17 protein-coding genes are annotated in these 18,871 nt (G+C 71.6%); 6 read left to right on the top strand and 11 right to left on the bottom strand.

The features are described 5' to 3' along the window. Positions 1-132: 132 nt before the first annotated feature. Positions 133-1,341 (top strand): THUMP-like domain-containing protein, encoded by a 1,209-nt coding sequence (locus tag QNO12_RS13670; protein WP_257501610.1) that lies wholly within the window; start codon positions 133-135, stop codon positions 1,339-1,341. A 16-nt stretch (positions 1,342-1,357) separates the two neighbouring features. On the opposite strand, the gene QNO12_RS13675 is transcribed toward QNO12_RS13670, so the two are convergent. The 8 genes from QNO12_RS13675 to glmS all read right to left on the bottom strand — a co-directional run bounded on the left by QNO12_RS13675 (position 1,358) and on the right by glmS (position 9,061). Beyond that, on the bottom strand, positions 1,358-2,203 hold the full coding sequence (locus QNO12_RS13675; protein WP_257501609.1) for a hypothetical protein: 846 nt from the start codon (positions 2,201-2,203) through the stop codon (positions 1,358-1,360). Continuing rightward, positions 2,200-3,291, bottom strand: a complete 1,092-nt coding sequence (tsaD, locus tag QNO12_RS13680) for a tRNA (adenosine(37)-N6)-threonylcarbamoyltransferase complex transferase subunit TsaD (RefSeq protein ID WP_257501608.1) — start codon at positions 3,289-3,291, stop codon at positions 2,200-2,202. Before tsaD ends, QNO12_RS13675 begins: the two co-directional genes overlap by 4 nt. Beyond that, a complete protein-coding gene (gene rimI, locus QNO12_RS13685; RefSeq protein WP_257501607.1) occupies positions 3,288-3,917 on the bottom strand; it encodes a ribosomal protein S18-alanine N-acetyltransferase in 630 nt (209 codons plus the stop codon). The genes tsaD and rimI overlap by 4 nt, the downstream gene beginning before the upstream one ends. Continuing rightward, the gene (gene tsaB / locus QNO12_RS13690; RefSeq protein ID WP_257501606.1) at positions 3,914-4,573 is read right to left on the bottom strand and encodes a tRNA (adenosine(37)-N6)-threonylcarbamoyltransferase complex dimerization subunit type 1 TsaB; all 660 of its coding nucleotides are present in this window, start codon (positions 4,571-4,573) and stop codon (positions 3,914-3,916) included. The genes rimI and tsaB overlap by 4 nt, the downstream gene beginning before the upstream one ends. Positions 4,574-4,693: 120 nt before the next feature. Continuing rightward, positions 4,694-5,197, bottom strand: a complete 504-nt coding sequence (gene tsaE / locus QNO12_RS13695) for a tRNA (adenosine(37)-N6)-threonylcarbamoyltransferase complex ATPase subunit type 1 TsaE (RefSeq protein ID WP_257501605.1) — start codon at positions 5,195-5,197, stop codon at positions 4,694-4,696. Next, positions 5,194-6,318 (bottom strand): alanine racemase, encoded by a 1,125-nt coding sequence (gene alr, locus QNO12_RS13700; RefSeq protein WP_257501604.1) that lies wholly within the window; start codon positions 6,316-6,318, stop codon positions 5,194-5,196. The genes tsaE and alr overlap by 4 nt, the downstream gene beginning before the upstream one ends. Continuing rightward, positions 6,315-6,749 (bottom strand): holo-ACP synthase, encoded by a 435-nt coding sequence (locus tag QNO12_RS13705; protein ID WP_257501603.1) that lies wholly within the window; start codon positions 6,747-6,749, stop codon positions 6,315-6,317. Before QNO12_RS13705 ends, alr begins: the two co-directional genes overlap by 4 nt. A 458-nt stretch (positions 6,750-7,207) precedes the next feature. Beyond that, on the bottom strand, positions 7,208-9,061 hold the full coding sequence (gene glmS / locus QNO12_RS13710; RefSeq protein WP_257501602.1) for a glutamine--fructose-6-phosphate transaminase (isomerizing): 1,854 nt from the start codon (positions 9,059-9,061) through the stop codon (positions 7,208-7,210). A 1,037-nt stretch (positions 9,062-10,098) separates the two neighbouring features. Between glmS and QNO12_RS13715 the strand changes: the two genes are divergently transcribed. The 4 genes from QNO12_RS13715 to QNO12_RS13730 all read left to right on the top strand — a co-directional run bounded on the left by QNO12_RS13715 (position 10,099) and on the right by QNO12_RS13730 (position 14,932). Next, on the top strand, positions 10,099-11,679 hold the full coding sequence (locus QNO12_RS13715) for a sugar transferase (RefSeq protein ID WP_257501601.1): 1,581 nt from the start codon (positions 10,099-10,101) through the stop codon (positions 11,677-11,679). A 209-nt stretch (positions 11,680-11,888) separates the two neighbouring features. Continuing rightward, complete coding sequence (locus QNO12_RS13720; RefSeq protein ID WP_257501600.1) at positions 11,889-13,358, top strand: glycosyltransferase family 4 protein; 1,470 nt, start codon at positions 11,889-11,891, stop codon at positions 13,356-13,358. A 3-nt stretch (positions 13,359-13,361) separates the two neighbouring features. After that, positions 13,362-14,282, top strand: coding sequence for a glycosyltransferase family 2 protein (locus tag QNO12_RS13725; protein ID WP_257501599.1), 921 nt, complete (start codon positions 13,362-13,364; stop codon positions 14,280-14,282). Then, complete coding sequence (locus QNO12_RS13730) at positions 14,279-14,932, top strand: polysaccharide deacetylase family protein (protein WP_257501598.1); 654 nt, start codon at positions 14,279-14,281, stop codon at positions 14,930-14,932. Before QNO12_RS13725 ends, QNO12_RS13730 begins: the two co-directional genes overlap by 4 nt. A gap of 13 nt (positions 14,933-14,945) precedes the next feature. Here the strand turns inward: QNO12_RS13730 and QNO12_RS13735 are convergent, their stop codons facing one another. Both QNO12_RS13735 and QNO12_RS13740 read right to left on the bottom strand, forming a co-directional pair. Next, positions 14,946-15,842 (bottom strand): hypothetical protein, encoded by an 897-nt coding sequence (locus QNO12_RS13735; RefSeq protein WP_257501597.1) that lies wholly within the window; start codon positions 15,840-15,842, stop codon positions 14,946-14,948. After that, complete coding sequence (locus QNO12_RS13740; RefSeq protein ID WP_257501596.1) at positions 15,842-16,285, bottom strand: VanZ family protein; 444 nt, start codon at positions 16,283-16,285, stop codon at positions 15,842-15,844. The genes QNO12_RS13735 and QNO12_RS13740 overlap by 1 nt, the downstream gene beginning before the upstream one ends. A gap of 202 nt (positions 16,286-16,487) precedes the next feature. Between QNO12_RS13740 and QNO12_RS13745 the strand changes: the two genes are divergently transcribed. Beyond that, positions 16,488-18,077, top strand: coding sequence for a DUF4082 domain-containing protein (locus QNO12_RS13745; RefSeq protein ID WP_257501595.1), 1,590 nt, complete (start codon positions 16,488-16,490; stop codon positions 18,075-18,077). 41 nt (positions 18,078-18,118) lie between these two features. On the opposite strand, the gene QNO12_RS13750 is transcribed toward QNO12_RS13745, so the two are convergent. Continuing rightward, complete coding sequence (locus tag QNO12_RS13750; protein ID WP_257501594.1) at positions 18,119-18,829, bottom strand: hypothetical protein; 711 nt, start codon at positions 18,827-18,829, stop codon at positions 18,119-18,121. Positions 18,830-18,871: the final 42 nt, after the last annotated feature.

Raw genomic sequence — 18,871 nt, forward strand, 5'->3', positions numbered from 1 at the left:
CGCCTGCTACCCACCCCCCTGGGGGATTCGGCCGGGGGGTGGGTGCTCGAGTAGGGGTACCGGGATCCGCACCCCCGGCCGCGTGGGGACCGGACGCCGGGTCGCGAGTGCGCGCGACCGTAGGCTGGATGGGTGGACCTGACCGAGTTGACCGCCCTGCTCACCCCCGAAGGGCTGCGGCTGCTGGATTCCACCGACGCCGTCGATTCGACCGAAGACGTGGCCCGCACCGTGACGCGGCTGCGCAAGGCGGGACACTCCCCCGAACTGGTCTCCGCGGTCGTCGGCCAGGCACGGCTGCGCGTGCGGGCTCGCGCCAAGTTCGGCGACTTCGCCGATCGGATGCTGTTCACCCGGGCGGGCCTGGAGCAGGCCACGCGTCTCGCGGTCGCGGCCGGCCACGCGGGCCGGTTCCGCGCCGCCGGGATCACCACCGTGGCCGATCTGGGCTGCGGGATCGGCGGCGACGCCCTCGGGTTCGCCGCGCTCGGACTGCGCGTGGACGCGGTCGAAGCCGACGAGGTGACCGCCGCGATCGCCGCGTACAACCTCGCTCCGTTCGGGGATGCCGTCACGGTCCGCCACGGCACAGCCGAGTCGCTCGCGCCGACCGTCGCGGCATCCGAGAACCCCGTCGGGGTGTGGCTGGATCCGGCCCGCCGCACCTCGGGACACTCCGAGACCGCGCGCGTGCGCCCCGAGGATTACTCCCCCCCGCTGGACTGGGCGTTCGAGCTGGCGCAGCGCATCCCCACCGGGATCAAACTGGGGCCCGGGCTGGACCGCGGGATGATCCCCGACAACGTCGAGGCGCAGTGGGTCAGCGCGGACGGATCGACGGTCGAGCTGGTCCTGTGGTCCGGGCGCCTGGCGCGCGAGGGCGTGCGCCGAGCTGCGCTCGTGCTGCGCGGCGACGACGCCTGGGAGTTGACCTCCGCCACGGATGCCGCGGACGAACCCGTCCGGCCCCTCGGCGCGTTCGTGCACGAGCCGGACGGCTCGGTGATCCGCGCACGTCTGATCGGCGACGTCGCGCGGGCACTGGACGCGGGGATGCTGTCGGATCAGATCGCGTACCTGACCTCGGATGCGGCGCTGACCAGTCCGTTCGTCGCCAGCTTCCGGGTGCGCGAGGTGCTGCCGACCGAGGTGCGGGCGCTCTCGCGCGCGCTGCGCGATCGCGGCATCGGCCGGCTCGAGATCAAGAAGCGGGGCGTGGACATCGATCCGGCGGCTTACCGCAAGCAGCTGAAGCTCCGCGGGGACGAGTCGGCGACCCTGATCCTCACCCGTGTCGGGTCCAAGCGGATCGCGATCCTCGCAGACCGGGTGCTCGACTAGCCAGGGCGGATCGCCGTCAGCCGAACATGCCCATGCGCGTCGCGGCGAAAAGCAGCCAGCCCGCGCTGTAGAGCAGCGAGACCAGACCGAGCACGAGCGCCCACACCCCGACTGCCCGGCTCTCGATCGGTCGCCGCAGGGCGATGATCGCCGTCACGATCGCCGCCACGCCGAGCGGGATGCCCCAGCCCACGAACATCGACACGACGAATGCCACGATCGCAATCCCCAGCGCCCACCCGGCCATCCCGCGGGAGGGGACGGCCGGCTCGGCCTCGGCCCACAGCACCGGAGCGTCCAGGTCCGGGGCGGTCACGATCGGCGTGACACCGACCGGCGCGGTAGGCCACCGCTCGAACCCGCCGCGGTGCATTCCAGGCAGCGCCGACTCCGCCTGCACAGGCGCGACGTCGGGTGACGGGGGCTCGACGGCCGCCCGAGGTGCCGCGGGCTGGGGTGCGGGGGGCGCTGCCGGACGGAGGATCGCGGGCGAGGTCGCGTCCGGGCCTGGCCGTGCGGCGCCGGGTGCCACCGGCGGAGCCGGCATGCCAGGTGCGGCCGGCGTCACCGGTGCAGCCGGCGTCACCGGTGCAGCCTGCGTGACCGGTGCAGCCGGCGTCACCGGTGCAGCCTGCGTGACCGGTGCAGCCTGCGTGACCGGCGCAGCCGGTGTGCCAGGGGCGGGGGAAGCGGGGGAACCGTCCTGCGCACGCGCCGTCTGCTCGCGTCCTGCGCGCCGCAGCGACGGCACCGCCGGCGGTCCGTGCGCGATGCTCTGTTCGGCATCGGCAGCGCCCGCGCCGGAGTCCTCCGCGCGCGCGGGCGCGGCATCCGAAGCCTTCTCGTCCCCTGCGTCGCTCACGCCGCCTCCTCCGCGACCTGGATCTCGGTGACCGGCAGGGTGGAGTCCGCGCCGAATCCCCAGGCGGAGGGCTCGTTGCCGGCCATGATCAGCTCCGATGCCAGGGCCGCGATCATCGCACCGTTGTCCGTGCACAGCGACAGGGGTGGGATGCGCAGGGCGACGCCCGCGGCATCCGCTCGCTCGATGGCGACCTCGCGCAGGCGGCGGTTGGCGATCACGCCGCCGCCGAGGAGCAGGCGCGGAACGCCGTGGTCGGCGCAGGCGGCGAGCGCCTTGGTGACCAGCACGTCCACGACGGCCTCACGAAAGGATGCCGCGACGTCCGCGATCGGGACCGACCAATCGGCTTCGGGTTCCTGAGCCTGCCGAAGGGCGCGCTGCTCGGTCCAGCGGGCGACGGCGGTCTTCAGCCCCGAGAAGGAGAAGTCGTAGCGGTGCTTGGCCACATCGCTCGCCCGCGACAGTCCACGGGGGAACGCGATGGCGCGCGGGTCGCCCGATGCCGCAGCCCGATCGATCTCGGGGCCGCCGGGGTAGGGCAGCCCGAGCAGGCGCGCGACCTTGTCGAAGGCCTCGCCGGCGGCATCGTCCAGCGTCTCGCCGAGCAGCTCGACGTCCGAGGTGAGGTCGCGCACGAGCAGGAGCGAGGTGTGTCCGCCGCTGACCAGAAGCGCGACCGTGGGGTATTCCAGTGGCGGGGCTTCGGCGTCGAGGATGTCGGCGGCGATGTGCCCGACCAGGTGGTTGACGGCGTACAGCGGTGTGCCGAGCGAGACGGCGAGCGCCTTCGCGGCGCCGATGCCGACCATGAGGGCGCCGGCCAGCCCCGGGCCGGAGGTCACGGCGATCGCGTCGAGGTCCGCGAGCGACACCCCGGCTTCGGCGAGCGCCGCCTCGATCGAGGGCGTGAGCGCCTCGAGGTGCGCACGCGCCGCGACTTCGGGCACGACGCCGCCGTAGCGCGCGTGCTCGTCCATGCTGGAGGCGATCGTGTTGCTCAGCAGGGTGCGGCCGCGGACGATTCCGATCCCGGTCTCGTCGCAGCTGGTCTCGATGCCCAGAACCAGGGGCTCGGCGCGGTTCATGTGCACGCTCCCGCGTCGGTCTCCGGGGATCCCGGCGCATAACTCCTCACATCCGCGGCGGTGCCGGCGGCGGACGCGCGGGATTCCGCGGGTGTCGGATCGGTCTCGGACGTTTTTGCAGGAGTTATGCGCCGCGCGTCCGGCGCACCGGCGCCGGATCGGGTCGGCCGGGCACTCCAGCCGCGCAGATCCAGCCGCATCACGATGGCGTCCACATCGTCGGGCTGGTAGTACCGCGGCCGGCGCCCCACCTCGGCGAAGCCCTCCGAGGCGTACAGCGACTGTGCGACGGGGTTGTCCGCGCGGACCTCCAGGAACACGTCCCGCACGCCGCGACGCACCGCCTCGTCCAGCAGGGCGGTCAGCAGCGCCCGCCCGCGCCCCTGACCGCGGAATCCTTCGGCCAGCGCGATCGTCTGGATGTCCGCATCCGTGCCGCCGCGCACGGCGCGCAGTCCGCCGTATCCGATGATGCGGCCCGCCTCCTCCACCACGACGTACCAGCCGTGCGGCGAGGCGAGTTCCTCGCGCATCATCGCCTCCGACCACGCGTCGGTCGGGAACGATGCGCGCTCGAGAGCCATGATCGCCCCGAGGTCGTCCGCCGTCGCGGCGCGCCGAGTCATGCCGTCACCCGCTTGGGTCCGTGCGGCATCGTCACGTCGGGCGAGCGCAGGTACAGCGGCTCGGTGCGGTCCGAGACGCGACCCGCTGCCACGGCCCGGCCGGCGACGATCGCGAGCATCGCGGCGGAGACCGCGGCGGCGTCACGCCGCTGCGCGCCCAGCTCGGCCAGCCGCGCGTCGAGCTCCTCTCGCGGGATCAGGGCCGGCTCGGCGGCGCGCACCGGGAGTCCGTCCGGGTCTATCCCGTCGTACACGGTGAACGCGAACTCGCGGCGGCGCGCATCGGTCACGACGGCGAATCGGGCGATCTCGGTGCCGCTCAGCGCGCCGGACAGGTAGACCTCCAGCGCGACGGCGTCGTGGCTGACCACCGGCACCACCGGGATGCCGCGGCCCAGCGCGAACGCGCGTGCTGCCGCGATCCCGACCCGCAGGCCGGTGAACGGCCCCGGGCCCATTCCCGCGGCGACGTGTGTGAGGGCTTCGGCGGAGGACTCGGGTGCGACGGATGCCGCGGCCAGCGTCGAGTGCAGCATCCCGCCGATCACCTCGGCGTGACCGAGGGGGTTCTCGCTCGCGGACTCGGCGAGCACCACCCCGTCGTCTTCGGCCACCGCCACAGCGGTGCCGACCGAGGTGTCGATGGCGAGGATCACCATTCCAGGGTAGTCGGCGACCGGTGCGGGGGCCTCCGACGGCGTCGCGGCTGCTGGCGGGCTCGCACGCGCGCCGTCGGGCTCGCACGCGCGCCGGCGTGCTCGATCGACCGGGAACGCCTACGGCCGACGCGAGACCGTGAGGATGCGCGGCGCGTCGGCGTCCAGCTCCTGCGCGGCGCGCGACGGGTCGCCGCACATCGTCTCGGCGCCGAGTCCGCCGAGCTGCCGCTCGAGTTCGACCTCCCACCACTGGTCGCGCAGTCCGTCGACCATGCCACTGCCCCACTCGACGATCACGACCGACCTGTCCACGTCGATGTCGAGGTCGTCCAGCTCGAGCGCCGAGCCGAGCCGGTACGCGTCGACGTGCACGAGCGGCGCACCGCCGACCAGCGACGGATGCGTCCGCGCGATCACGAAGGTCGGGCTCTGCACCGGTCCACGCACGCCGAGCCCGGCCGCGATGCCGCGCGTCAGGGTGGTCTTTCCCGCCCCGAGCGCGCCGGTCAGGACCACCAGATCCCCGGGGCGCAGCATCCCCCCGATGCGTTCGCCGAACGCCTCCATGTCGTCCGGGCTGCCGATCTCGTAGCGCCCCACGAGCGGATCCAGCCCGCTCATGCCGACACCTGTCGCCGGCCGACGCGCGGTCCGATGCGCGTGACGATCTCGTAGTTGATCGTGCCCGCGGCATCGGCCCATTCGTCTGCGGCCGGTGCGCCCAGCGTGGGGTCGCCGAACAGCACCGCCTCGTCGCCGACGGCCACCTCGGCGTCGCCGACGTCGACGACGAACTGGTCCATCGCGATGCGTCCGGCCACCCGGTGGCGGCGGCCGCCGATCAAGACCGGCCCGGCCCCCGATGCCTGCCGCGGGACGCCGTCCGCATAGCCGAGCGGCACGAGCGCGAGGGTCGTCTCGCGGTCGGTGCGGTAGGCGTACCCGTAGGAGACCCCGTGTCCGGCGGGCACGCGCCGCACCGCCGCGACCGCGGCGCGCAGGGTCATCGCCGGCCGCAGGCCCAGCTCGGCCGAGGAGCGATCCGCGAACGGCGAAAGCCCGTAGAGCCCGATTCCGATGCGCACGCAGCCCAGCCGCGCCTCGGGCAGCGCGATCGCCGCGTGCGTGGCGGCGATATGGTGCAGCGGCGGGGCGAGTCCGGCGGATGCCGCGATCCCCACGCCCTCGTGGAACACCCGCAGTGCGGCCCGGTCGTCCTCGGCCGACGTGTTCGAGAGGTGGCTGAACAGTCCGATCACCCGCAGTTTGCCGATGCGCTCCAGCCGCGCCGCTTCGGCGAAGACGACCCGCTGGTCCTCGGGCGCGACGCCGTTGCGGGCCAGCCCGGTCTCCAGCTTGAGGTGCACCCCCACGGCACGATCGGCGGATGCCGCGGCCGCGGCCTGCAGCAATTGATCGACGTTCGAGATGCCGAGCTCGATCCCGGCCGACGCCGCCTCGACGAAGGAGGTGCCGGGGGCATGCAGCCACGCGAGGATCGGCGCCGTGATGCCGGCGCGGCGGAGGGCGAGCGCTTCGCCGATGTCGGCGACGCCCAGGCGGCTCGCGCCTCCCTCGAGCGCGGCGACGGCGGAACGCACGGCGCCGTGGCCGTAGCCGTCGGCTTTGACGACGGCGATGATCTCCGAGTCGGTGAGCGCCCGCAGGTGCCGGACGTTCGCCGTGATCGCCCCGACGTCGATGGTCGCCTCGCGCAGCACGCCCGCCGGCAGCCGGGTCACGCCGGCGCCTCCGCGTCGCGAGGAGCAGAGTGCGCCGCGGATGCGGGCGGGTTCACGGCGATCGGGTGCGCGGCATCCCCCGACGCCTCGGCGATGACGAACGCGGTCGCGAACCCGGCGTCATGCGACATGGACAGGTGCAGCCCCGTGATGCCGCGCGCGGCGATGACGGCCGCGGTCGAGCCGGTCAGGGTGAACCACGGCCGCCCGGAGGCCTCCGGCGTGATCTCGATCTCGGTCCAGTGCACGCCGTCAGAGCCCCCGAGGGCCTTGATCAGCGCTTCCTTGGCTGCGTAGCGGGCGGCGAGGGAGCGGGGTGCGCGCGTCTGCTCCGCGGGCGAGAAGAGGCGGTCCAGCAGACGCGGCGTGCGCTCCACCGTCCGCTCGAAGCGGGCGATGTCGACCAGGTCGACGCCGATTCCGACGATCACGGTCGCCCTCTCTTCAGCACCCCGCCACTGTATCCCGCCGAAGCGGACGTCCCGCCCGCTGCTCGCCCGCGGACGCTCCCGACCCGTCCCTGATCCCGACCCGACGCGGCGCACAACTCCTGCACATTGGTGTCGCCGCCGGCGCGAATGGCCGCAGTCGCCACCCACGCAACCGAAGGGTCCCCAGGATTGCAGGAGTTACGCGCTTTGCGCGACCGAAGTTCCCGTCATGCCGGGGACGGACCACGCAAGAGCGCCCGATTGCCACGCAGACTGCACACCTGAACCCACGGCTGCCGCGGCAACCCCGCGCCGCCCCGGGGACCGCGGGCGCTGGAACCGCTCACCCCCGCCATCGTCCGCACGCACCCGCACGCAACCGCACGCAGCCGCACGCAACCGACCGCAGCCGCCGCGCAACCGACCGCCGACCGCGCAACCGCCCGGCCGGCGAAGCCCTACTCGACCGTGACCGACTTGGCGAGGTTGCGGGGCTGGTCCACGTCCAGGCCCTTCGCCGTGGCCAGCCCCATCGCGAAGATGTGCAGCGGCACGACCGCCAGCAGCGGCTCGAAGAGGGGGCCGGCCAGTGGGATGCGCAGCACCTCGTCGGCGTGCGGCAGCACCGCGGCATCGCCCTCTTCGGCGATCGCGATCACTCGCGCGCCGCGCGCACGGATCTCCTCGATGTTCGAGACGACCTTCTTGTGCAGCTCGGCGGACTCCCGCGGCGAGGGCACGATGACGAACACCGGCTGACCGGCCTCGATCAGCGCGATCGGGCCGTGCTTGAGCTCGCCGGCGGCGAAGCCCTCGGCGTGGATGTAGGCCAGCTCCTTGAGCTTGAGCGCACCCTCCATGGCGATCGGGTACCCGACGTGGCGGCCGAGGAACAGCACCGAGCGGGTGTCGGCCATCCAGTGCGCGAGCTGCTCGATGCGCTCCTGCTCTTCGGTGAGGATGCGACGGATCTTGTCCGGGATCGCCTCCAGCTCGTCCACGAAGACCGCGGCGGCCTCGGCGTCCACGGTGCCGCGGACGCGGCCCAGGTGCAGCCCGAACAGGTAGAGCGCGGTGATCTGCGCGACGAAGGCCTTGGTCGACGCGACGGCGACCTCGGGTCCGGCGTGCGTGTAGACGATCGCGTCGGATTCGCGGGGGATGGTGGCGCCCTGCGTGTTGCAGATCGACAGGGTCTTGGCGCCGTGCTCGCGGGCGTACTTGACGGCCATCAGCGTGTCCATGGTCTCGCCGGACTGGCTGATCGAGACCACCAGGGTGTCCGGGCCGATCACGGGATCGCGGTAGCGGAACTCGTGCGCGAGCTCCACGTCCACGGGGACGCGCGCCCACTGCTCGATCGCGTACTTGCCCACCGCACCGGCGTACGCGGCGGTCCCGCACGCGACGATGATGATGCGCTGGATGCCGGCGAACAGATCGTCCATACCGTCCAGCTCCGGGATGACCACCTGGCCGCCGCGGGTGCGTCCGAGGACCGTCTTGAGCACGGCCTCCGGCTCTTCGCTGATCTCCTTGGCCATGAAGCTCGTCCAGCCGCCCTTGTCCGCGGCCGCGGCATCCCACAGCACCTCGAACGGCTCCACCTCGACGGCGTTGCCGAAGAAGTCGGTGACCGAGACGCCGTCGGGAGTGATCGCGACGATCTGGTCCTGGCCGATCGCGAGGGCGTTGCGGGTGTGCTCGACGAACGCGGCCACGTCGGAACCGAGGAAGTTCTCGCCCTCGCCCAGGCCGATCACCAGCGGCGAGTTGCGCCGCGCACCGACGACCAGGCCGGGGTGGTCTTCGTGCATGGCCAACAGTGTGAACGCGCCCTCGAGCCGGCTGACGACGGCACGGAACGCGGCGACGAGGTCACCGCCGGCCTTCTGGTACTCCCGGCCGAGGAGCACCGCGGCGGCCTCGGTGTCGGTCTCGCTGCGGAAGACGTAGCCTTCCGCGACCAGCTCCGCCTTGATCTCGGAGAAGTTCTCGATGATGCCGTTGTGGATGACGGCGAGCTTGTCGTCATCGGCCAGGTGCGGGTGCGCGTTGGTGTCGGTGGGGCCGCCGTGGGTCGCCCACCGGGTGTGCCCGATGCCGGTGGTCCCGTCGGCGAGGGGGTGGTCGACGAGGTCGTCGCGCAGCACCTTGAGCTTGCCGGCGCGCTTGCGCATCCCGAGCCCGCCGTCGCCGTCGATGACCGCGACCCCGGCGGAGTCGTAGCCCCGGTACTCGAGCCGCGCCAGCCCGGCGAGAAGGATGGCCTGGCTGTCGCGAGGGCCTACGTATCCGACGATTCCACACATGCGCCCAATCCTACGGTCGCGCGGCGCGCACATCCTGAGCGGCGGCCCAGGACACGGGATGCCGCGGCCACCCCTGGACGCAAAGCGCGGGCCTCCTCGGCCGGTCCGTGAGGAACGGAAGCGCGAGGAGGCCCACTTCCCCCGGATGGCCAACCCGAAGCGGCATCGCTGGGGAGCGAACCGCGGTACTGCTGGGGACAGTCGGGGAAGCATGAACGGAGGCGGTCCGAGTGTATCGGGATGAGCGGGGGCCGCACGCCCCTTTTTTGCGGCGCGTCCCGCGAACAATTCCGGTACCTCCGTGCACATCCCGGAAAGAATTTCCTGTCCCCCATTTGGTGGACAAGGATTCCGGTGTAGTGTGATGCGCGCAGGCAGGCTGTCGCCTATGGGGGAAGCACGATGTGGGCTCTTTCTGCCGAGCTTTCGCGGGCGATCTGGGGGGAACCTCGCGAACCCTGACCCTGTGCGTGGGCCACCCGAATGGGCCTTAGGCACAGGGTCGGGTGCTGTCCGGGCTCTGGCTCTGCACGGGCGACCGAGTGAGCGTGGGCACCAGCACCGCTGCCGCCGCTTCGCCCCGGCTCGCCGAACGCCGACCGGGAGGACCGGCGACCGGCACCGTCACCCCCGTTACCCCGGCCCTTCGCCGGTCATGCCCATCGCAGATGCGGCCACGGCCACCCCCCGTCAACCGCGGAACGACGCCCGACACGCCGGTGGCCGGAAAAAAGTCGGGACAGATGACCGGTCTTGGGGTTAGGCTTCGAACCGCACATCCGTCATCGCAAGATGCCGAGAGTGCACTGCCGAGGGGTCGGCAGTGCAGGACCTCCCGATCTGGGGTCGGGGACGAGGCCTTCTCTTCGATGCGCACGCGGGTATGGGGCCCGCAACTGGGGAACACTGGGGAAGTACGTCATGGGGAGACGTCTATTGGCGTACCCGCGCACCGTTGGAGGTGCGCGGATGCGCAGTTTCGACGATGCACGGGTGCGTCGCCACTTCGCTCGCGCGCTCCGATCCGGGACGCGCGGATGACCACCGTCGAGGTCGGCGCCGCGCCGTGGGTCGCGCCCGTCCCCGAGCTGCCGGTCCGGCCGCAGGCGCCGACCGACCGCATCGAGTCCGATGCCGCCCGCAGCAGCGCGCTCGCGGCCGGAGCCGCCGCCCGGCGGATCACGCCGGCGCTGGAACGCCGGCGCCGCGAGCAGCGCCGCTACCGGCGGCGCCTGGTCGCAACCGATACCGCGGTCATCGTGATCGTCACCGCGAGCGCTTCGCTCCTGCACCTGCTCGCCGCCGGCGCGCCGGCGCTCGCGGCGGATCCGTGGGTGATCTTCCGGCTCCCGTTCACCGCTGCGGTGGCGTGGACGGTGATGCTGTGGGCGTTCCAGACGAGGTCGCCGCGGGTCATCGGGGCCGGCAGCACCGAGTACAAACTGGTCGCCCACGCCACCGGTCTGGCATTCGGATTCCTCGCGATCGCGTTCATCGTGCTGCAGTGGGACGGGTTGCGCGATCAGCTCATCCTGGCGCTGCCGGTGGGTCTGCTCATCCTGCTGATCACCCGCCGCGGCTGGCGGCGCTGGCTGATCGCCCAGCGACGCGGCGGCAACCACGTCTCCCGGGCCATCGTGGTCGGCCGCCGCGCCGACATCGAGCACGTCATCAGCACGCTCGAGCGGGACAACCAGCGCGCCTACCAGGTCGTGGGAGCCGCGCTGGATGACGCGCCCGCCGGCTCCGCCGTGGCCGTTCCGGCCGGGACATACCCGGTGGTGGCGACGCCGGCCACCGTCGCCGAAGCGGCGCGCGAGATGGGCGCCGACACGATCATCGTCGCGAGCCAGCTGGAGGATGCCGAGTACACCCGCCAACTGAGCTGGCAGCTGGAGGGGACCGCTGCGGACCTGGTGCTGTGCAGCAGGCTGACCGATGTCGCCGGGCCGCGGATCTCGTTCCGTCAGGTGGAGGGGCTGCCCCTCGTCCAGGTGCGGATCCCGTCGTTCGAGGGGGCCCGGCACGCGTACAAACGCGCGCTTGACCTGCTGGTCGCCGTCGTCGCGCTGGTGCCGATCGCGCTGGTCACGCCGGTGATCGCCCTGCTGGTGATGCTCGATTCTCCGGGCGGTGTGTTCTTCCGCCAGCGCCGCGTCGGCCTGAACGGTCAGGAGTTCGACATGCTCAAGTTCCGGACGATGCGCGCATCGGCCGAGCAGGAGCTGCCCGCCCTGCTGGCGCAGAACGAGGGCGCCGGCCCGCTGTTCAAGCTGCGCAGCGATCCGCGGGTCACGCGCGTCGGCGCTGTGCTGCGACGGCTCTCGCTGGACGAGCTGCCGCAGTTCTGGAACGTGCTGCGCGGCGACATGAGCGTCGTCGGCCCGCGCCCGCCTCTGCCGAGCGAGGTGGGCGGCTACGACGGGGCCGTCTTCCGGCGGCTGTACATCAAACCGGGGATCACGGGCCTGTGGCAGGTGAGCGGGCGCAGTGACCTGTCCTGGGAGCAGAGCGTCCGCCTCGACCTGCACTACGTCGAGAACTGGTCGCTCATGACGGACCTCATGATCATCTGGCGCACCGCCCGGGTGATGATCCGCCCTCAGGGTGCGTACTGATCCATGACCGCACTCATCGCCCCTCTGACACCGGCCGCTGCGCCGGGCACAGTCTCCCCCCGACACCGAGACCGGATCCACGGCTGCGAACCCCCGATCCCCGGCCGGCCCGCCCGCTTGCGCGTTCAGGCGCCGGCTGCCGCGGTCGTGGATCCCTCGGTATCCGTACACCTCTGCCTCCGTCCGAACTCCGACACAGAAGGATGAGCATGTTCCAGAGCACCAGAAGCGGGTCCGCGAAGAGGCGCCCGCACATCCTGATCATCGTCCAGAACCTGCCGGTACCACTGGACCGGAGGGTGTGGCTGGAGTGTCAGGCTCTGGTCACCCGCGGGTACCGGGTCAGCGTGATCTGCCCCAAGGGTCCCGGCGACGCCGCTCGCGAGCACCTCGAGGGCGTGGACATCTACAAGTACGCCCCCGCGCCCGAGGCCAAGGGGCTGGGGGGCTTCGCGTGGGAGTTCGCCTACAGCTGGCTGCGCACCGCGTGGCTGAGCCTGCAGGTCCGCCGCGGAGGGCGGTTCGACGTGATCCAGGCGTGCAACCCGCCGGACACGTACTGGCTCCTGGCGCTGCTGTGGCGGATGGCCGGCGTCCGGTTCGTCTTCGACCACCACGACCTGAACCCCGAGCTGTTCCGCTCGCGCTTCGGAGAACCCACCGGGCGGCTGAAGAGGCTGGAGTACCGGGCACTGGTGTGGCTCGAGCGACGCTCGTTCCGCGCCGCCGATCACATCATCTCGACGAACGAGTCGTACAAGGCGATCGCGGTCAGCCGGGGCGGTCGCGCCGCGTCCGAGGTGACCGTGGTGCGCAGCGGACCGGATACGCAGCAGATGCGTCCGATCTATCCGGACAGCCCGAGGCCGGCGGACGGCATCAACCTGGTCTACGTCGGGATCATGGGCCCGCAGGACGGCGTCGACCAGGCACTGCACGTGGTCGACGAGCTGGTGCACCGTCGCGGACGCAACAACGTGACCGCGACGCTCCTGGGCTTCGGGGACTGCCTCGACGAGCTCAAAGCCGAGGCGAAGGCGCTTCTGCTGCACGATCACGTGACCTTCACCGGTCGCGTCGACCGGGTGCAGATGGCGGAGTACCTCAGCCGCGGCGACATCGGGCTGTGCCCCGACCTGAAGACGCCGTTGAACGACGTGTCGACGATGAACAAGACCATGGAGTACATGGCCTACGCCCTGCCGTCGGTCGCGTTCGACCTGGTCGAGACGCAGGTCTCCGGCGCCGACACCGTGCTGTACGCCGCCTCCGGCGATGTGTCCGCGTTCGCCGATCAGGTGGAACGGCTGATCGATGACCCCGGCCTGCGCGCCCGTCTGGGACGCGCCGCCCGGCACCGCGCCACAGAGCTGATGGACTGGCGCCCCCAGGCCGAGGCCTATGTCGCCGTCTACGACCGGATCACCGGGCACCATCTGGAGACGCCCGCCGTGCCCGAGACGATCTCGGACCGGCTCTTCGACGCGCAGGGCCGCCGCTATGTGGACCTGGACGACGCACAGGTCTTCGACGCCTACCTTCTGGCTCGGGATGCCGAGCGGGCGGCACCCGTGCCGACTCCGGCGCCCGTCTCCGCAGCCGCACCCGTGCTGACTCCGGCGCCCGTCCCGGCGGTGGCTCGCGTGGCGGCGCTGGCTCGGGCCGAAGGCGGGTTCTGACCCATGTCCGGCGCACGCGTGACCGCGGCGCCCGTCGCGGCGCCGACCGCCGTCCGACCGACGTTCGTCATCGCCGCGCACAACGAGGAGCGCGTCATCGGCGCCTGCCTCTCCGCCCTGCTCCGCCAGGACGTGCACGGCGATCAGATCATCGTCGTCGCCAACGGCTGCCGGGACCGCACCGCGGAGGTCGCGGGCAGCTACGGCGTCACGGTGATCGACCGTCCCACGCCCGGCAAGGCCGACGCGCTGAACGCGGGCGATGCGGTGGCCTCCTCCTACCCCCGCGTCTACCTGGACGCCGACATCGTCCCGCCGCAGGACGCGATCACCACGCTCGTGACCGCGCTGGAACGGACGCCCCGCGCGTTGGCCGTCGTTCCGCGACGGCGCATGAACACCGCGGGCCGCCCGTGGCCGGTACGGGCCTACTTCTCCATCAACGAGCGTCTGCCCGCCTTCCGCGACGGCCTGTTCGGGCGCGGGCTGATCGTGGTCTCCGAGGCCGGTCGGTCCCGGTTCGGTGCGTTCCCGGCCCTGGTGGCGGACGACCTGTTCCTGGATTCGCAGTTCGACCGGACAGAGAAGGCGGAGGTGAGTGAGGTGTCGGTGGTCGTCGAGGCGCCGTACAAGACCCGCGATCTGATGAACCGCCTCGTGCGGGTGCGCCGCGGCAACGCCGAGATGCGCGCGGCCGCGGCGACCGGGCAGATCCCGCTCGAGGTGCGCCCCACCGACCGCTGGGCGTGGCTGCGCGTCGCACTGCCGCAGCCTCGGCTCTGGCCGGGCGCACTGGCGTACTTCTCGATCACGATGCTCGCCGCACGGCGCGCCCGGCGGACCCAGAGCGCTGGTGCGGGCTGGGGGCAGGACACCAGCACGCGTCGGCGGGCTCCTGTCCCGGCCGACGGAATGAGTCCGTGATCACGAACATCTGCTTCCACGGCGTCGGAGTCTGCATCCGCGAGCGCGAAGAGGGCGAAGCCCGGTACTGGGTGCGCGAGACCCACTTCCTGCGGATGCTCGATGAGATCGCGACGCATCCGAACGTGGGCATCAGCTTCGACGACGGCAACATCTCGGATGCCGCGGTGGCGCTTCCGGCGATGGAGGACCGTGGCCTGACCGGGACGTTCTTCGCGCTCGCCGGCCGGCTGGAGGATCCGGCGAGCCTGTCGCCGGGCGATCTGCGGCTGCTGCGCACCGCGGGCATGCAGATCGGCAGCCACGGCTGGTCGCACATCTCCTGGCGGGGCATGTCGGACCAGGTCGCAGCACGGGAGCTGGTCGACGCGCGCGCCGAGCTCGCCGACGCCAGCCGCGGCCCCGTCGATGAGGCCGCGCTGCCCCTGGGCCAGTACGACCGCACGGTCATCAACCGGTTGCAGCTCAGCGGCTACGCCCGCGTGTACAGCAGCGACCGGTTCCCCGCCCGCCCGAACTCGTGGTTCCAGGCCCGCTACAGCGTGACCGCCGAGGACACGCGCGAGTCGATGCGCGAGCTCATCCTGGGCCGCCCCGGCCTGACCGCAGCCGGGCAGCTGCTCAAGAGCGCGATCAAGAGGCAGCGGTAGCCCTGGGCGTGCGTCACCATTCCAGCAGCGTGAGCTCGCTGTACAGATAGTCGATGCGCTCGGGCGGGATGGTCCTGCCGCGGAACATCTTCGCCCGCGGCGCGGCCAGGGCGGTGCCCAGCCGCGGCGCGAAGCCCAGGATCCTCGGCTCGGCCAGTGTCGCGGCCAGACCGTGCCGCAGCAGCAGATGCGACGCCACCCGCGGCCACGCCGCGCGCAGCAGCGCGCGGCTGCCGCCGACGTACAGCGGCGTCGCGAACAGCGGCAGCCGCTTGCGGCGGTCCCGGCGGAAGACGAGATAGGCGTATCCGCCCGGCGCGGTCACCACGAGGTGACGCGCCGCTGCGGCGTTCCGATGATCGCGGTAGGCCACGGCATCCACCCCGGCGAGGGTCGCCTGGAGGACGGCCGGATCGCCGGAGACCCGGATGCCGCGACCGGGCATCGCCGGCAGGTTGACGCTCAGCCGGGTCGACGTGTCGAGCCGCACGAAACCGAGCCGCTCATTGAGGGCGACGACGTTGCCGCTCGGCGAGAAATCGGTGAACACGTCGTCCTTCTGCGCGAGCAGCGCCCGCAGCAGCCGCAGGCTGTGGGCGCGGTACTCGTCCCGCACGCAGAACGCCGCGAGATTGCAGAACCGCACCGTCGCCCGGTCTATGTCGCGTTCGGAATACACCGCCGCGTAGACGCCGACGATCTGTGCGCCGGCCCTCAGCTGGAAGCCGCTGTTCGGCGCCGCCGCACGCCACGGGGGCGACAACAGGGCGCGCCATGCCACGTGGGGCACGCGAGTGTTCAGGTGCTCGTGCAGGAACGCGGCGACGGTCTCGGCATCCGCATCGAGGATCGGCCGCAGCTCGAGTGACGCCTTGTCCGTTCCGGCGTCGTCCGCCCGCGCGCCCTCCATCAGATCGTCGTCTCTTCGGGAACGGCGCTCCCGGCGGATGCCGCGGCCCGCCGCAGCACGAGCGAGGCGAGCCCCGCCCCGAGTGCCGCCCCGCCGACGTTCGCCAGCACATCGCGCAGGCTGGGCTCGCGGGACGGGATCAGGAACTGTGCCAGCTCGGCAGCCGCCGACACTCCGAGCGCCAGCATCACGCCGCGCCAGGGATGGGCGAACAGCAGCGTCAGCAGCAGACCGAGCGGAACGAACAGGACGACGTTGGCGGCGAACTCGAACCACCCGGACCCGAACCAGGCGATCTGCAGATCGCGGCGCACCCACGCGGAGAAGGCGTCCAGCCCCCCGGTGACCGAGAACGGCGCGACCAGAATCGCGGCGGCCAGAGCCGCATACACCGCGAGCGACACCAGCACCAGAGCAAGGGACGGGCGGGTATCTCGAGCCATTCCGGGCGCCTTCCCTGACGGGTCTCCGCGGCGTCGGGACCGCGCAGCCGGGATGGCCGAAATCCTACTCGCCGCCGAAAAACTCCGTGAGGCTTCTCTCATACCCGGCTCAAATGCACATGTCCTGGGCAATACTCCCAAGGAACCCGATTCAACCTGAATCCCATTCAACGCTCCCCCAGCGAAACCCCCTTGGATTGATATGTCTCACAAAGCTCTCTCCCCCCATGCCCCGCTGCAGCTGCGACTGAAGCGGGGCCTGGCGGTGGCCGCGACTCTGGCGATCGCCCTCACCGGCGCGGCCATCGCTCCCGCCCTCGCCGCACCGACCACGACCGGCATCTTCGCCGACGACCTGACACCGACGACGGACGTCGACCGCGACCGGGCCGCGGTGGAACTGGGTGTCCGGTTCTCGCCGGACACCTCCGGGACCGTCACGGCCGTGCAGTACTACCAGAGCAGCGGTGCGCGCAACGTCACCACGGCCACACTGTGGACGGAGGGGGGAAGCGTGCTGGCGACCGTCGACTTTCCAGCCACCACCACCCCCGGCTGGCGAACCATCCCGCTGACGAACCCCGTCGGCTTGACCGGTGACCGCACGTACGTGGTGTCATATCAGGCGCCGAACGGCGGGTACCCCTCGATCGAACGCGACCTGAGCTCGGCCAGATCCCAGAACGGCTTCAGCCTGACCGCGAACGCCGGCGTCTACCGCTACGGCGACACCAGCACGGTGCCCACCTCGGCGTGGCAGGGCTCGAACTACCTCGTCGACGTCGTCTACGCACCCGGGGCACCGGCTGCGACGCCCGCCCCCACCGTGACGTCCGAGCCGACCGCGGAACCGAGCGAGGAGCCCACGGCGACGCCGACACCGACCGTGACGCCCCGGCCGACGCCGACGCCGACGGCCACGCCGACGCCTGCGCCGACGCCGACCGCCACCCCGGAACCACCCAGCTCAGGCGGGTTCGTCGCACTCGGTCGCACCTTTCCGAATTCTGACACCACGGGCGTCCCGTCCGGCGTGGCCCTGACGGACTACACCGGTCCGTGCGCCATCCAGACCGCGGGGTACGTCATCGACGGCAAGCAGGTGAACTGCTCGCTGCGGATCCTCGCGAAGGACGTGGTGATCAAGAACTCGAGGATCAACGGGACCGTCTACGCCGACTACACCGCCGGCGCCGGCTCGTTCACGATCACCGACAGCGAGGTGTTCGCAGGCGACTACGTCGGAACGGGGATCGGCGACGCCTTCTTCACCGCTCTGCGGGTCGAGGTGACCGGTGGGACGCGTTCGATCAACTGCTACGCCGACTGCACGGTGCAGGACTCGTACGTCCACGGCCAGCTGCACGACACGACCGGCGTCAACCACGAATCCGGCATCCGCGTCAACACGAACAGCAACCTGATCCACAACACCATCGCGTGCGACGCACCGGACTTCGCCCCGGATGCCGGCTGCTCCGCCGCCATCACGGGCTATCCGGATTTCGATCCGGTGCAGAACAACCGGATCGACAACAACCTGATCATCGCGGGTTCGGGCGGCTACTGCACCTACGGCGGCTCCACGGCGGGCAAGCCCTACTCCGGTCAGACCCGTGACATCCGGTTCACCAACAATGTGTGGCAGCGCGGCACGCAGATGGGTGCGGGCGGCCGCGGGTATGTCTGCGGATACTGGGGACCGATCACGTCCTTCGACATCAACGCGCCGGGCGCGGTCTGGACGAACAACCTGTTCGACGACGGCACGGTGGTCGCCCCGGCGAACTGACCGTTGACGGGTGGTGTCCGCTGCGCCGCGGACACCACCCGTCAGCGCCGGACCCGCTGCCGATCGGATCGAGCAGGCGCGGCTGCCTCTCCGTGGCGCAGCAGCGACCCTTGTTCGAATTCCCGGCGCAGGCGGCGGCGCTCCAGCACCAGGACTCCGGTCAGGATGGCGCCGACGCCCAGCGCCAGGGTCATTGCGAGGGCGCGCGGACGACTGCCTCCGACGTGGGTGATCACGGTCGTCTCCGGGGCAGCCAGCGCGGTGATCCGGTTGACGTCCGCGACGCCTCGCTCGCTCTGCAACGCGGACAATTCGCCCTGCACGCGGTCCAGGAGCTCATCCTGGCGCTCTCGGACCGCTTCGGCCGTGGGCCCGACGATGTCCAGGACGAGTCGCTGCGTGGCGAAATTCGAACTCCACTGGCCGCCCGTGTCCGGGAGGCGCAGCGACCAGCCGTCGCGGACACCGAGGCCCACGAGCGTGACATCCGGTGCCGCGAACTTCGGCACCTCGCCCGGGCCGGTGAGCCGCTTGGCCACGACGCCCGCCATGTCGATGACGTCCTCGGACTGGGTGCGGAGGGCGTTCGGATTCGACGGGCTCGTCGGCGCCAGGAACACGATCTCGGTGCGCGTGGAGTACACGCCTTCGTCGCTCAGAATCGCCAGGCCCGCCGCGGCCGTGCAGACCGCACCCGCCACAACGATGGGCCAGTACCTGAGAACTGCTCGCAAAAGCCCCCAGAAAGTCATAGCTCCCCCCGATTAGACTAACCATGTCCGTGGCCTTCCGGG

Source organism: Microbacterium sp. zg-B185 (genome assembly GCF_030246885.1).
Classification (GTDB): domain Bacteria; phylum Actinomycetota; class Actinomycetes; order Actinomycetales; family Microbacteriaceae; genus Microbacterium.